The organism is Pseudomonas rhizosphaerae, assembly GCF_000761155.1.
GTDB classification, from domain to species: domain Bacteria; phylum Pseudomonadota; class Gammaproteobacteria; order Pseudomonadales; family Pseudomonadaceae; genus Aquipseudomonas; species Aquipseudomonas rhizosphaerae.
Window position 1 is genome coordinate 875,434 of the sequence record NZ_CP009533.1, and the last position, 13,517, is coordinate 888,950.

12 protein-coding genes are annotated in these 13,517 nt (G+C 64.1%); all 12 read left to right on the forward strand.

Annotated features, from left to right (window positions below):
• Nucleotides 1-154: 154 nt before the first annotated feature.
• The 12 genes from mraZ to LT40_RS04065 are packed head-to-tail and all read left to right on the forward strand — an operon-like array spanning nt 155 to nt 13,517.
• Nucleotides 155-610, forward strand: a complete 456-nt coding sequence (gene mraZ, locus LT40_RS04010; protein WP_043186819.1) for a division/cell wall cluster transcriptional repressor MraZ — start codon at nt 155-157, stop codon at nt 608-610.
• Nucleotides 607-1,554 (forward strand): 16S rRNA (cytosine(1402)-N(4))-methyltransferase RsmH, encoded by a 948-nt coding sequence (gene rsmH / locus LT40_RS04015; protein WP_043186822.1) that lies wholly within the window; start codon nt 607-609, stop codon nt 1,552-1,554. Before mraZ ends, rsmH begins: the two co-directional genes overlap by 4 nt.
• Entirely contained in the window at nt 1,551-1,844 is a 294-nt protein-coding gene (gene ftsL / locus LT40_RS04020) for a cell division protein FtsL (RefSeq protein WP_043186825.1), read from the forward strand. The genes rsmH and ftsL overlap by 4 nt, the downstream gene beginning before the upstream one ends.
• Nucleotides 1,844-3,589, forward strand: a complete 1,746-nt coding sequence (locus LT40_RS04025; protein ID WP_162473364.1) for a peptidoglycan D,D-transpeptidase FtsI family protein — start codon at nt 1,844-1,846, stop codon at nt 3,587-3,589. Before ftsL ends, LT40_RS04025 begins: the two co-directional genes overlap by 1 nt.
• Complete coding sequence (locus LT40_RS04030) at nt 3,589-5,052, forward strand: UDP-N-acetylmuramoyl-L-alanyl-D-glutamate--2,6-diaminopimelate ligase (RefSeq protein WP_043186831.1); 1,464 nt, start codon at nt 3,589-3,591, stop codon at nt 5,050-5,052. The genes LT40_RS04025 and LT40_RS04030 overlap by 1 nt, the downstream gene beginning before the upstream one ends.
• A complete protein-coding gene (locus LT40_RS04035; RefSeq protein WP_043186834.1) occupies nt 5,045-6,412 on the forward strand; it encodes a UDP-N-acetylmuramoyl-tripeptide--D-alanyl-D-alanine ligase in 1,368 nt (455 codons plus the stop codon). Before LT40_RS04030 ends, LT40_RS04035 begins: the two co-directional genes overlap by 8 nt.
• Complete coding sequence (gene mraY, locus LT40_RS04040) at nt 6,412-7,494, forward strand: phospho-N-acetylmuramoyl-pentapeptide-transferase (protein ID WP_043186836.1); 1,083 nt, start codon at nt 6,412-6,414, stop codon at nt 7,492-7,494. The genes LT40_RS04035 and mraY overlap by 1 nt, the downstream gene beginning before the upstream one ends.
• Nucleotides 7,495-7,499: 5 nt before the next feature.
• Complete coding sequence (gene murD / locus LT40_RS04045; RefSeq protein ID WP_043186839.1) at nt 7,500-8,846, forward strand: UDP-N-acetylmuramoyl-L-alanine--D-glutamate ligase; 1,347 nt, start codon at nt 7,500-7,502, stop codon at nt 8,844-8,846.
• On the forward strand, nt 8,843-10,057 hold the full coding sequence (gene ftsW, locus LT40_RS04050; protein ID WP_043186842.1) for a putative lipid II flippase FtsW: 1,215 nt from the start codon (nt 8,843-8,845) through the stop codon (nt 10,055-10,057). The genes murD and ftsW overlap by 4 nt, the downstream gene beginning before the upstream one ends.
• The gene (murG, locus tag LT40_RS04055; protein ID WP_043186845.1) at nt 10,047-11,123 is read left to right on the forward strand and encodes an undecaprenyldiphospho-muramoylpentapeptide beta-N-acetylglucosaminyltransferase; all 1,077 of its coding nucleotides are present in this window, start codon (nt 10,047-10,049) and stop codon (nt 11,121-11,123) included. Before ftsW ends, murG begins: the two co-directional genes overlap by 11 nt.
• Nucleotides 11,116-12,561 (forward strand): UDP-N-acetylmuramate--L-alanine ligase, encoded by a 1,446-nt coding sequence (gene murC / locus LT40_RS04060; protein ID WP_043186847.1) that lies wholly within the window; start codon nt 11,116-11,118, stop codon nt 12,559-12,561. The genes murG and murC overlap by 8 nt, the downstream gene beginning before the upstream one ends.
• A complete protein-coding gene (locus LT40_RS04065) occupies nt 12,558-13,517 on the forward strand; it encodes a D-alanine--D-alanine ligase (RefSeq protein WP_043186849.1) in 960 nt (319 codons plus the stop codon). Before murC ends, LT40_RS04065 begins: the two co-directional genes overlap by 4 nt.

A 13,517-nucleotide genomic window follows, 5' to 3' on the forward strand; every position in this document is an offset into this window, starting at 1 on the left:
ATTTTGCGTTCTAAATCTCCGATCTATAAGGCTTTTCCCTACAGACGCGCCTTGACGGTGTGGTGGGGGGGTTCCTATAGTGTGCGCGAGTGGCGGGAAGTGGCGAAAAGTGGGTTTTTCGAATGTAAAAAGCTGAGTTCAGGGGAAACGCAACGTGTTTCGTGGAGCCAATCCGATCAACCTCGATGCCAAGGGACGGCTCGCCATGCCGAGTCGGTATCGTGACGAGTTGGATTCCAAATGCTCCGGTCAGCTGATCATCACGGTCGACACCGTCGACCCCTGCCTGTGTGTCTATCCACTGGATGAATGGGAACTCATCGAAGCCAAGCTTCGCGCCTTGCCTTCCCTGGTGGAAGGCAATCGCCGTCTGCAACGCTTGCTGATCGGCAATGCCGTCGACCTCGAACTCGACGGCAGCGGACGTTTCCTGGTGCCTCCGCGCCTGCGCGAGTACGCCCGGCTGGACAAGCACGCGATGCTGGTTGGCCAACTGAACAAGTTTCAACTGTGGGACGAGGGTGCGTGGAACGCCGTGAGCGCGGCAGACCTTGCAGCTATACAACAACCGGGCGCCATGCCCGAAGAATTGCGTGATTTGATCTTGTGACTATTGATAGCGGCTTCAACCACATCACCGTGCTGCTCGACGAAGCCGTCGAGGCCCTGGCCGTGCGCGACGATGGTTGCTATCTGGACGGCACGTTCGGCCGTGGCGGCCATAGCCGCCTGATCCTGCGGCACCTGGGGCCCGATGGTCGCCTGTTGGGGTTCGACAAGGACCCTCAAGCGATTGCCACCGGGCAAGCGCTGGCGGCCGAAGACGGCCGCTTTGTCATTGTGCAGCGCAGCTTTGCCGAGCTGGGTGCCGAAGTGCGCGAGCGCGGCATGCATGGCAAGGTCAGCGGCATCCTGCTCGACCTGGGCGTATCCTCGCCACAGCTCGACGATGCCGAACGTGGCTTCAGCTTCCTCCACGACGGCCCTCTGGACATGCGCATGGATCCCTCGCGGGGCATGAGCGCGGCCGAGTTCATCGCGACCGCTGCCGAGGAAGAAATTGCCCGCGTATTCAAGGAATACGGCGAGGAGCGTTTCGCTCGGCGCATGGCCCGTGCGGTCGTGCAGCGCCGCGAGGTGCAGCCGTTCGAGCGTACCGCTGACCTGGCCGAAGTGCTCAAGGTCGCCAACCCCGCCTGGGAAAAAGGCAAGAACCCGGCAACCCGCGCTTTCCAGGGTTTGCGTATTCATGTCAACAATGAACTGGCCGACCTGGAAGCGGGCCTCGAGGCCGCGCTCGATGCGCTGGAAATCGGTGGCCGCCTGGTGGTGATCAGCTTCCATTCCCTGGAAGACCGCATCGTCAAACTGTTCATGCGCAAGCTGACCAAGGGCGAAGCCGACAACCTGCCACGTAACCTGCCGGTGCGTTTCGAAGCCTTCGTGCCCAAAGCCAAGCTGCACGGCAAGGCGCAGTTCGCCTCCGAAGCGGAGCTCAAGGCCAACCCGCGCTCGCGCAGCGCCGTCATGCGTGTAGCGGAGAAGCTGCGATGAGCAAGCTTCTCAACAAGCCACTGCCGGGTGGCAGTTTCCTCATGCTGCTGCTTTTCGTGGCCGTACTGGTCTCGGCCATCGGCGTGTCCTACAGCGCGCACATCAATCGGCAGCTGCTCAATACGCTGTACGGCGAACTGAGTGACCGTGACAAGGCGCAGGCCGAGTGGGGGCGGCTGATCCTTGAACAAAGTACCTGGACTGCCCATAGCCGTATCGAAACCCTGGCCACCGAACAACTGAAGATGCGCATTCCGGATGCCGCCGAAATTCGCATGGTGTCGCCATGATGAAGCTCGACGGGGCACTGTTCCCGTGGCGGTTCCGCCTGATGGTCGGCCTGCTCCTGCTGCTGGTTGGCGGTATCGTTGCGCAGATCGTCTACCTGCAAGTGATCAACCGCGATTTCCTGATCGGCCAGGGCGATGCGCGCAGCATGCGGCACATCCCCATTCCTGCGCACCGCGGCCTGATCACCGACCGCAACGGCGAGCCTCTGGCCGTAAGTACGCCGGTGACTACCCTGTGGGCCAACCCCAAGGAAATGCAGCTGGCCAAGGACAAGTGGCCCGCGCTGGCACGCGCGCTCGGGCAAGACCCCAAGGCCCTGGCCGAGCGTCTGGAAGCTCAGGCCAGCAAGGAATTCATCTACCTGGTCCGTGGCCTGACGCCTGAGCAGGGCGCCTCGGTGCTCGACCTGAAGACTCCGGGTGTCTACGGCATCGAGGAGTTCCGTCGTTTCTATCCGGCGGGCGACGTCACCGCGCACATGGTCGGCTTTACCGATCTCGACGACCACGGCCGGGAAGGCGTCGAGCTGGCCTACGACGAATGGCTGGCCGGCGTGCCCGGCAAGCGTCAGGTCATCAAGGACCGGCGCGGTCGGCTGATCAAGGACGTACAGGTCACCAAGAATGCCAAGGCCGGCAAGACCTTGGCATTGTCCATTGACCTGCGTCTGCAGTACCTGGCCAGTCGCGAGCTGCGCAACGCCATCACCGAGAACGAAGCCAAGGCCGGCAGCATGGTCATCATGGACGTGAAGACCGGTGAAGTGCTGGCCATGGTCAACCAGCCCACCTACAACCCCAACAACCGCCGCACCATGCTGCCGGCGGCCATGCGTAACCGCGCGATCATCGACGTGTTCGAGCCGGGTTCGACCATGAAGCCGATCTCGATGAGCGCAGCCCTGGAAAGCGGCCGCTGGAAGCCGACCGACAAGGTCGAGGTATACCCAGGTACCCTGCAGATCGGTCGCTACACCATCAAGGACGTGACCAAGACCGAAGGTCCGGTGCTTGATCTGACCGGTATTCTGATCAACTCCAGTAACGTGGGCATGAGCAAGGTCGCCTTCGACATCGGCGGCGAAAGCATCTATCGGGTAATGTCGGCGGTCGGCCTGGGTCAGTACACCGGCCTGGGCTTCCCGGGCGAGCGCGTTGGCAACCTGCCCAACCACCGTGAGTGGCGCAAGGCCGAGACCGCGACACTGTCCTACGGCTATGGCCTGTCGGTGACGGCGCTGCAGTTGGTGCATGCCTATGCTGCCATCGCCAACAACGGCCGCATCGTGCCGCTGACCATCCTCAAGAGCGACCAGCCGCCGACCGCGGCGCAGGTCATTCCCGAGAAAGTCGCCAAGACCGTGCAGGGCATGCTCCAGCAGGTCATCGAAGACACCCGTGGCGTGTACCGCGCACGAGTGCCTTCGTACCATGTGGCGGGCAAGTCGGGTACCGCGCGCAAGGCCACCATCGGCTCGCGTGGCTACACCGAGAACGCTTACCGATCGCTGTTCGCAGGTTTCGGCCCGATGAGCGATCCGCGCTACGCCATCGTCGTGGTGATCGACGAGCCCAGCAAGGGCGGCTACTACGGTGGCCTGGTCAGCGCCCCGGTCTTCAGCAAAGTGATGTCCGGCACGCTGCGCCTGATGAACGTGCAACCTGACAACCTGCCGCCGCCCGTGCCGCAGCAGCAGGTCAACGCCGCACCGGCGACCCCATTGATAAAAGGAGGGCGCGGCTGATGACCATGCCCCTGAGCAAGCTTTTTCCCGAGGCCAGCCGCGATCCCTTGATCCGCGAGTTGACCCTGGACAGCCGCAACGTGCGCCCCGGCGATCTGTTCCTGGCCGTGCCCGGAAGCAAGGTCGATGGTCGTGCGCACATCGCCGACGCGCTCAAGCTCGGCGCAGCCGCCGTGGCCTACGAAGTGGAAGGCGCCACCGTGTTGCCACTCACCGACGTGCCGCTGATTCCGGTCAAGGGGTTGATCGCGCAGTTGTCCAGCATTGCCGGGCGCTTCTATGGCGAGCCGAGCCGCCTGGTCAACATGGTCGGCGTGACCGGTACCAACGGCAAGACCAGCATCACTCAATTGGTTGCCCAGGCGCTTGATGCGCTGGGCGAACACTGTGGCCTGATCGGCACCCTGGGCACCGGTTTCTACGGCGCCCTGCAGAGCGGCCGATTGACCACGCCCGACCCGATCGCCGTGCAGTCCACGTTGTACGACCTGAAGAAGGGCGGTGCCCACGCGGTCGCCATGGAAGTGTCGTCGCACGCGCTCGATCAGGGTCGCGTAGCTGCGCTGGATTTCGACATCGCAGTGCTCAGCAACCTCTCCCGCGACCACCTGGACTACCACGGCAGCATGCAGGCGTATGCCGAAGCCAAGGCGCGGCTGTTCGCTTGGCCGGGCCTCAAATGCCGCGTGCTCAACCTGGACGACGACTTCGGCCGACAGCTGGCCGAGCAGGAACAGGATTCACGCTTGATCACCTACAGCCTCGCCGACAGCGCAGCGACCCTGTACTGCCGTGACACTCGTTTCGACGACCACGGCGTGCGCGCCACACTGGTCACCGCGCACGGTGAATACAGCCTGAGCAGTCGCCTGCTGGGCCGTTTCAACCTGAGCAACGTGTTGGCAGCGGTGGGTGTGTTGATGGGCATGGCCTATCCGCTCGACGACATTCTCAAGGTGATGCGCAACGTCGAGGGCCCGGTCGGGCGCATGCAACGCCTGGGCGGCGGCGACAAGCCACTGGTGGTGGTCGACTACGCGCACACGCCCGATGCCCTGGACCAGGTCCTGCAAGCGCTGCGGCCCCATGCCAAGGGCCAGTTGCTGTGCCTGTTCGGCTGCGGCGGCGATCGCGACAGTGGCAAGCGTCCGCTGATGGCCGAAGTGGCCGAGCGTCTGGCCGACCGCGTGCTGGTCACCGATGACAACCCCCGCAGCGAAGATCCATTGCGCATTTTCGACGACATTCGTGCCGGTTTTTCCAGTGCGGCCAATGCGACCTTCGTGGCCGGTAGGGCCGCGGCCATCGTCCAGTTGATTGCCTCGGCTTCGGTCGACGATGTCATCGTGCTGGCTGGCAAGGGTCACGAAGACTATCAAGAGATCAACGGCGAGCGTCAGCCGTTCTCCGACCTGCAGCAGGCCGAACAGGCGCTTGCTGCATGGGGAGCTGCCGATGCTTGATGCCATGACCCTCAGCCAGTTGGCCGATACCCTGCACGGCCACGTGCGCGGCGACGACGCCCGCTTCGACAGCGTGAGCATCGACAGCCGTGCCATTGTTCCCGGCGGCCTGTTCGTCGCACTGGCCGGCCCGCGTTTCGACGGTCATGACTACCTCGACGAGGTCGCGGCCAAAGGCGCAGTGGCGGCGTTGGTACAACGCGAAGTGGCAGGCTCTGCACTGCCGCAGTTGGTCGTAGCCGACACGCGCGAGGCGCTAGGCCAGCTCGGCGCGCTGAATCGTGCGGCGTTCACTCGTCCCGTGGCGGCCATTACCGGTTCGAGCGGCAAGACCACAGTCAAGGAAATGCTCGCCAGCATCCTGCGTACCCAAGGTGCGGTACTGGCGACCCGGGGTAACCTGAACAACGACCTGGGCGCTCCGCTGACCCTGCTTGAACTGGCACCGCAGCATACTGCGGCGGTGATCGAGCTGGGCGCATCGCGCGTGGGCGAAATTGCCTACACCGTGGGCCTGACTCGCCCGCACGTGGCGCTCATTACCAACGCGGGCACCGCTCACGTCGGCGAATTCGGCGGTCCGGAAAAGATCGTCGAAGCCAAGGGCGAGATCCTCGAAGGCCTGGGCGAGGGTGGCACGGCTGTGCTCAACCTCGACGACAAAGCCTTCTCGATCTGGCAGGCCAGGGCCGGCCAGCATGCGCTGCTGACGTTCTCGCTGGACAACGTCGGCGCGGATTTCCATTCCAGTGCCCGGCACAGCGATGCCCGCGGCTGTCCGTCCTTCCTGTTGCACGGGCCTGACGGCGAGGTGCCTGTCCAGCTCAACCTGCTCGGTACCCACAACGTGCTCAACGCGCTGGCGGCCGCTGCGGCGGCTCACGCCTTGGGCGTGGACCTTGCCGGCATCCAGGCAGGCTTGAACGCGGTGCAGCCAGTCAAGGGTCGCACGGTTGCGCAGCTTGCCATCGGCGGCGCACGGGTGATCGATGATACCTACAACGCAAACCCCACCTCGATGTGTGCTGCAATCGATATACTTGCCGGCTTTTCCGGGCGTACCGTCCTGGTCCTCGGGGATATCGGCGAATTGGGCGCCTGGGCCGAAGCCGGCCATCGGCAGGTGGGTGAATACGCCGTCGGCAAGGTCGACGCACTGTATGCCGTGGGCCCATTGATGAGCCACGCAGTCGCTGCGTTCGGTGCTCAAGGCCGACACTTTGCCAATCAGGCAGACCTGATCGCGGCACTGGCCGTCGAGCAGGGTTCCAATACCACTATTTTGATCAAGGGATCACGCAGCGCGGCGATGGAAAACATCGTGGCGGCGCTGTGCGGTTCTGGCGGGGAGAAACACTGATGTTGCTGCTGCTGGCAGAATTTCTGCAACAGTTCTACAAAGGCTTCGCGGTCTTCCAGTACCTGACCCTGCGCGGGATTCTGGGTGTACTGACCGCGCTGTCGCTGGCCCTCTGGTTGGGCCCCTGGATGATCCGCACCCTGCAGATTCGTCAGATTGGCCAAGCCGTACGCAACGATGGTCCACAGTCGCACCTGTCCAAGTCCGGCACGCCGACCATGGGCGGTGCCCTGATCCTCTCGGCCATCGCCATCAGCACGCTGCTGTGGGCCGACCTGTCCAACCGTTATGTGTGGGTCGTGCTGATCGTCACCTTGCTGTTCGGCGGCATCGGCTGGGTCGATGATTATCGCAAGGTGATCGAGAAGAACTCCCGTGGCTTGCCGAGTCGCTGGAAGTATTTCTGGCAATCGGTGTTCGGCCTGGGGGCTGCGGTGTTCCTGTTCATGACCGCGAACAGCCCGGTGGAAACCACCCTGATCATCCCGATGCTCAAGGATGCCAGCATCCCCCTGGGCGCCGGCTTCATCGTGCTGACCTACTTCGTCATCGTCGGCTCCAGCAATGCGGTCAACCTTACCGATGGCCTCGACGGCCTGGCGATTCTGCCGACGGTGATGGTCGGCGGCGCGTTGGGCATTTTTTGCTATTTGTCGGGTAACGTTAAATTCGCCGAATACCTGCTGATTCCCTATGTCCCGGGCGCCGGTGAACTGATTGTCTTCTGTGGCGCACTGATCGGTGCGGGCCTGGGCTTTTTGTGGTTCAACACCTATCCGGCCCAGGTGTTCATGGGCGACGTCGGCGCGCTGGCGTTGGGCGCAGCCCTGGGCACCATCGCGGTGATCGTGCGCCAGGAGATCGTGCTGTTCATCATGGGTGGCATCTTCGTCGTCGAGACGCTGTCGGTGGTGATCCAGGTTGCCTCTTTCAAGCTGACCGGTCGCCGCGTGTTCCGCATGGCCCCGATCCATCACCACTTCGAACTCAAGGGTTGGCCCGAACCACGGGTCATCGTGCGTTTCTGGATCATCACCGTGATTCTGGTGTTGATCGGCCTTGCCACCCTGAAGCTGAGGTAGAACGAGTGTCTCTGATCGCTTCTTCCCACTTCCGCATCGTTGTCGGCCTCGGCAAGAGCGGCATGTCCCTGGTGCGCTTCCTGGCGCGCCAGGGCGTGGCGTTTGCCGTGGCCGACACGCGCGAAGCGCCGCCGGAACTGGCAACGCTGCGTCGTGACTACCCTCAGGTAGAAGTGCGCTGCGGTGAGCTGGACGTCGAGTTTCTGTGCCGCGCCGACGAACTCTACGTGAGCCCCGGCCTGGCGCTGGCGACGCCTGCCTTGCAACAGGCAGCGGCCCGCGGCGTGCAGTTGTCCGGCGATATCGACCTGTTCGCCCGTCATGCCAAGGCGCCGATCGTGGCGATTACTGGTTCCAACGCCAAAAGCACCGTGACCACGCTGGTGGGCGAGATGGCAGCGGCGGCGGGCAAGCGCGTGGCGGTGGGTGGCAACCTGGGGCAACCGGCACTCGATCTGCTCGACGACGACGTCGAGCTGTACGTGCTGGAACTGTCGAGCTTTCAGCTGGAAACCACCCATCAGCTCAATGCCGAAGTGGCCACGGTGCTCAACGTCAGCGAAGACCACATGGACCGCTACAGCGGGCTGCCGTCCTACCACCTGGCCAAGCACCGGATCTTCCGGGGTGCGCGCAAGGTGGTGTTCAATCGCCAGGATGCCTTGAGCCGGCCGTTGATCGGCGAGGGCATGCCGTGCTGGACGTTCGGTCTCAACAAACCGGATTTCAAGGCGTTCGGCCTCCGCGAGGAAGGCGGGCAGAAGTATCTCGCTTACGAATTCGAGAATCTGATGCCGGTCGGTGAGCTCAAGGTGCGCGGCGCGCACAATCAGGCCAATGCCTTAGCCGCCCTTGCCCTGGGGCATGCGGTCGGTCTGCCGTTCGATGCCATGCTGGCCAGCCTGCGCCAATTCACCGGTCTGGCGCACCGTTGCCAGTGGCTGCGCGAGCGTGACGGCGTGGCCTGGTACGACGATTCCAAGGCCACCAACGTCGGTGCTGCGATTGCCGCCATCGAAGGGTTGGGCGCCGACATCGAAGGCCAGCTCGTGCTGATCGCCGGTGGCGACGGCAAGGGCGCGGATTTCACGGCGCTCGGCCAGCCCATCCAGCGCCATTGCCGAGCGCTGGTGCTGCTGGGCCGCGATGCTGCACGGATCGCCGCCGTTGCCGGGCCGGATGTTGCCCAGGTTAACGTGGCCTCGATCGAGGAAGCGGTTCAGCGCTGTGCCGAACTGGCGCAGCCCGGCGATGCCGTGCTGCTCTCGCCGGCCTGTGCGAGCCTGGACATGTTCAAGAATTACGAAGAACGCGGGCGCCTGTTCGCCCATGCAGTAGAGGGCTTGTCATGATCTTTGGTGTCATCAAGCCATTTCCCTCGCCGCTGATCAGCGGCCGCGGGATCGACATCGACTTCGCCATGCTGGCCGGTTGCCTGGCCTTGCTGGGCCTCGGCCTGGTCATGATCACCTCGGCGTCTTCCGAAGTGGCGGCGGTCAATTCGGGCAACTCCTTGTCGATGATGATCCGTCACCTGGTTTACCTGGTGATCGGCATCGGCACCTGCATCGTCACCATGATGGTGCCCATTGCCACCTGGCAGCGCCTGGGCGGCACGCTGCTGATTGCCGCTTTCGGCCTACTGGTGATGGTGCTGCTGCCTGGCATCGGACGCGAAGTGAACGGTTCCATGCGCTGGATCGGCTTCGGCATGTTCAACGTGCAGCCCTCGGAGATCGCCAAGGTCTTCGTGGTGATCTTCCTGGCCGGTTATCTGGTGCGTCGCCAGCAGGAAGTGCGCGACAGCTGGATGGGCTTCTTCAAGCCATTCTTCGTGTTGCTGCCGATGGCCGGACTGCTGCTGATGGAGCCGGACTTCGGCGCCACGGTGGTCATGATGGGCGCTGCTGCCGCCATGCTGTTCCTGGGCGGCGTGGGCCTGTTCCGCTTCGCCCTGATGGTCGCCCTGGCGGTCGGTGCGGTGTTCGTGCTGGTTCAGGCCCAGCCGTACCGGATGGCGCGTCTGATCACCTTCACCGACCCGTGGAGCGACCAGTTCGGTTCCGGCTACCAATTGACCCAGGCCCTGATCGCCTTCGGTCGTGGCCAATGGTTCGGCGTCGGCCTGGGCAACAGCGTACAGAAGCAGTTCTACCTGCCCGAAGCCCATACCGACTTCGTGTTCTCGGTGCTCGCCGAAGAACTGGGCGTGGTGGGTTCGTTGTGCACGGTCGCACTGTTCGTATTCGTCTGCATTCGTGGCATGTACATCGGCTACTGGGCCGAGCGGGCCAAGCAGTACTTTGCCGCCTACGTGGCGTACGGCTTGTCGTTCCTGTGGATCGGCCAGTTCCTGATCAACATCGGTGTGAACGTTGGCCTGCTGCCGACCAAGGGCCTGACTTTGCCGTTCCTCAGCTACGGCGGCAGCTCGCTGGTGATCTGCTGTGCCTGCCTGGGGCTGCTGCTACGGATCGAGTGGGAGAGCCGCTCGCACCTGGGCAGCGAAGAGGTGGAATTCAGCGAGAGCGATTTCGCCGAGGAGACGCCCCATGGCCGGTAAAGGCAATGTACTGATCATGGCCGGCGGCACCGGCGGTCACGTGTTCCCGGCCCTGGCCTGTGCACGTGAATTCCAGGCGCGCGGTTTCAGCGTGCACTGGCTGGGCACGCCGCGCGGCATCGAGAACGAACTGGTGCCGGCCAACGGCCTGCCACTGCACTTGATCGACGTCAGCGGCGTACGCGGCAAAAGCCGTCTGGCGTTGCTCAAGGCGCCGTTCGCGATTTGCAAGGCCGTGTTCCAGGCACGCCGCATCATTGCCCAGTTGCGGCCGGTGTGCGTGGTCGGTTTTGGCGGTTACCTGACCGGCCCCGGCGGCGTGGCCGCACGGCTGGCCGGCGTGCCGGTGATCGTCCACGAGCAGAATGCCGTGGCCGGTACCGCCAATCGCCTGTTGGTGCCTTTTGCCAGCCGCGTCTGCGAAGCGTTCCCCGACACCTTTGCCGCGTCCGCCAAGCGCCGCACCACCGGAAACCCGGTGCGCACCGAGCTGTTCATGGAAACCCCGCGCCAGGCGCTCATCGGGCGCCAGCCGCGCCTGTTGGTGCTGGGCGGCAGCCTGGGTGCCGAGCCGTTGAACAAGCTGTTGCCCGAAGCCCTGGCGCAGGTTCCGGCGCAGTACCGGCCAGAGGTGTTCCACCAGGCCGGCAAGAAACACGATGAAATCACCGCCGAGCGTTATCGCACCGCCGGTGTCGAGGCGCAGGTCGCCCCGTTCATCAAGGACATGGCCCAGGCCTATGGCTGGGCCGATCTGGTGGTCTGCCGCGCCGGCGCGTTGACCATCAGCGAACTGGCGGCCGCCGGCCTGCCGTCCCTGCTGGTGCCGCTGCCCCACGCGATCGACGATCACCAGACGCGCAATGCCGATTATCTGGCCCGCGAAGGCGCTGCCTTCCTGATGCCACAAGCGACAACCGGCGCGGCACAACTTGCCGAGCGCCTGAAAGAGGTTTTGATGCAACCCGAAAAACTCCTGAGCATGGCGAGCACTGCCCGCCGCCTGGCCAAACCCGATGCCACGCGCAATGTGGTCGACGTCTGCCTGGAGGTGGCCCATGGTTGAGAACCAGAAAGCCATTCCACAACCGGAAATGCGCCGTATCCGTCGCATCCATTTCGTCGGCATCGGCGGCGTGGGCATGTGCGGCATTGCCGAAGTGTTGCTGAACCTGGGCTACGACGTTTCGGGTTCCGATCTCAAGGCGTCGCCCGTGACCGAGCGACTGACGTCGTTCGGCGCGCAGATCTTCATCGGCCACCGTGCCGAAAACGCCGCCAGCGCCGACGTGCTGGTGGTCTCCAGTGCCGTCAACACCAGCAACCCGGAAGTCGCCACCGCACTGGAGCGCCGTATTCCCGTGGTGCCGCGCGCCGAGATGCTCGCCGAGCTGATGCGCTATCGGCACGGCATCGCCGTGGCCGGGACCCACGGCAAGACCACCACTACCAGCCTGATCGCTTCGGTGTTCGCCGCCGGTGGCCTGGACCCGACCTTCGTCATCGGTGGCCGGCTCAACGCAGCTGGCACCAATGCCCAGCTGGGCACCAGCCGCTACCTGATCGCCGAAGCCGACGAGTCCGATGCCAGCTTCCTGCACCTGCAGCCGCTGGTGGCCGTGGTCACCAACATCGACGCCGATCACATGGCGACCTACGGCGGCGACTTCAATGTCTTGAAGAAGACCTTCGTCGAGTTCCTGCACAACCTGCCGTTCTACGGGTTGGCGGTGGTCTGCCTGGACGACCCGGTGGTGCGCGAGATCCTTCCGCAGATCGCCCGCCCGACCTTGACCTACGGCATCAGCGAAGAAGCCGACGTGCGCGCCATCAACGTGCGCCAGCAGGGCATGCTGACCCACTTCACGGTGCTGCGCCGCGACCGCGAGCCGCTCAACGTGTCGGTCAACATGCCGGGCAACCACAACGTGCTCAACGCCTTGGCGACGATTGCCATCGCCACCGACGAGGGCATCAGCGACACCGCCATCGTCCAGGGCCTGTCCGGGTTCCAGGGCGTCGGCCGACGCTTCCAGGTGTACGGCGAATTGCCGGTCGAAGGCGGCAGCGTGATGCTGGTCGACGATTACGGCCATCACCCCCGCGAAGTGGCGGCCGTGATCAGCGCCGTGCGCGGCGGCTGGCCCGATAAACGTCTGGTGATGGTATATCAGCCCCACCGCTTCAGCCGTACCCGCGACTTGTACGACGATTTCGTACAAGTGCTCGCCGACGCCAATGTGCTGCTGCTGATGGAGGTCTACCCGGCGGGTGAGGAACCCATTCCAGGCGCCGACAGCCGTCAGCTTTGCCACAGCATCCGCCAGCGCGGCCAGTTGGACCCCATCTACATCGAGCGCGGCGTCGAGCTGGCGCCCCTGGTCAAGCCGCTGCTGCGTGCCGGCGACATTCTGCTTTGCCAGGGTGCCGGTGACATCGGCGGCCTTGCCCCGCAGTTGCTCAAAAGCCCGCTGTTCGCGCAGGCCCCGGAGAAATCGCAATGAACATTCTGGATTCCAACACCCTGCGTTCGCAGATCATGCCCAGTGACTTCGGTCGCGTGGCCGTGCTCTACGGTGGCAAGAGCGCCGAGCGCGAGGTCTCGCTGAAATCGGGCGCCGCGTGCCTGCAGGCCTTGCAGAGCGCGGGCGTGGACGCGTTCGGGATCGACGTCGGCGACGACCTGCTGGCCCGCCTGCAGGCGCAGAAGATCGACCGTGCCTTCATCATCCTGCACGGCCGTGGCGGCGAAGACGGCAGCATGCAGGGCCTGCTCGAGTGCCTGGACATCCCCTACACTGGCAGCGGCATCCTCGCCAGCGCCCTGGCGATGGACAAGCTGCGCACCAAGCAGGTGTGGCAGAGCCTGGGTCTGGCGACCCCCGCGCACGCGGTGCTGGCCAGCGAGCAGGATTGTATTTTCGCCGCTGGGGAACTGGGCTTCCCTTTGATCGTCAAACCCGCCCATGAAGGTTCAAGCATCGGGATGGCCAAGGTGAACAGCGTCGACGAACTGGTCGCCGCCTGGAAAGCCGCCAGCACCTACGATTCGCAAGTGCTGGTCGAGCAATGGGTCCACGGCCCGGAGTTCACCGTTGCGACCCTGCGTGGCCAGATGCTGCCCCCCATCGCGTTGGGTACGCCCCACACGTTCTACGACTACGACGCCAAATACGTCGCCAACGATACCCAGTATCGCGTTCCCTGCGGCCTTGAGCCGGCCAAGGAACAGGAACTCATCGACCTCTGCGCCCGCGCCTGCGATGCCATCGGCATCCAGGGCTGGGGGCGTGTGGATGTGATGCAGGACCAGCAGGGCCGTTTCTGGCTGCTGGAAGTCAACACGGCCCCGGGCATGACCGATCACAGCCTGGTGCCCATGGCGGCGAAAGCGGCTGGCCTGGATTTCCAGCAGTTGGTGCTGGCGATCTTAGCCGCCAGCTGCAAGGCACGAGGGTAA

What these genes read in the sequence shown, in the direction of transcription:
- ftsL (WP_043186825.1), top strand. Translation starts at nt 1,551, where the DNA reads ATGAGCAAGCTTCTCAACAAGCCACTGCCGGGTGGCAGTTTCCTCATG.
- LT40_RS04025 (WP_162473364.1), top strand. Translation starts at nt 1,844, where the DNA reads ATGAAGCTCGACGGGGCACTGTTCCCGTGGCGGTTCCGCCTGATGGTC.
- LT40_RS04030 (WP_043186831.1), top strand. Translation starts at nt 3,589, where the DNA reads ATGACCATGCCCCTGAGCAAGCTTTTTCCCGAGGCCAGCCGCGATCCC.
- LT40_RS04035 (WP_043186834.1), top strand. Translation starts at nt 5,045, where the DNA reads ATGCTTGATGCCATGACCCTCAGCCAGTTGGCCGATACCCTGCACGGC.
- mraY (WP_043186836.1), top strand. Translation starts at nt 6,412, where the DNA reads ATGTTGCTGCTGCTGGCAGAATTTCTGCAACAGTTCTACAAAGGCTTC.
- ftsW (WP_043186842.1), top strand. Translation starts at nt 8,843, where the DNA reads ATGATCTTTGGTGTCATCAAGCCATTTCCCTCGCCGCTGATCAGCGGC.
- murG (WP_043186845.1), top strand. Translation starts at nt 10,047, where the DNA reads ATGGCCGGTAAAGGCAATGTACTGATCATGGCCGGCGGCACCGGCGGT.
- murC (WP_043186847.1), top strand. Translation starts at nt 11,116, where the DNA reads ATGGTTGAGAACCAGAAAGCCATTCCACAACCGGAAATGCGCCGTATC.
- LT40_RS04065 (WP_043186849.1), top strand. Translation starts at nt 12,558, where the DNA reads ATGAACATTCTGGATTCCAACACCCTGCGTTCGCAGATCATGCCCAGT.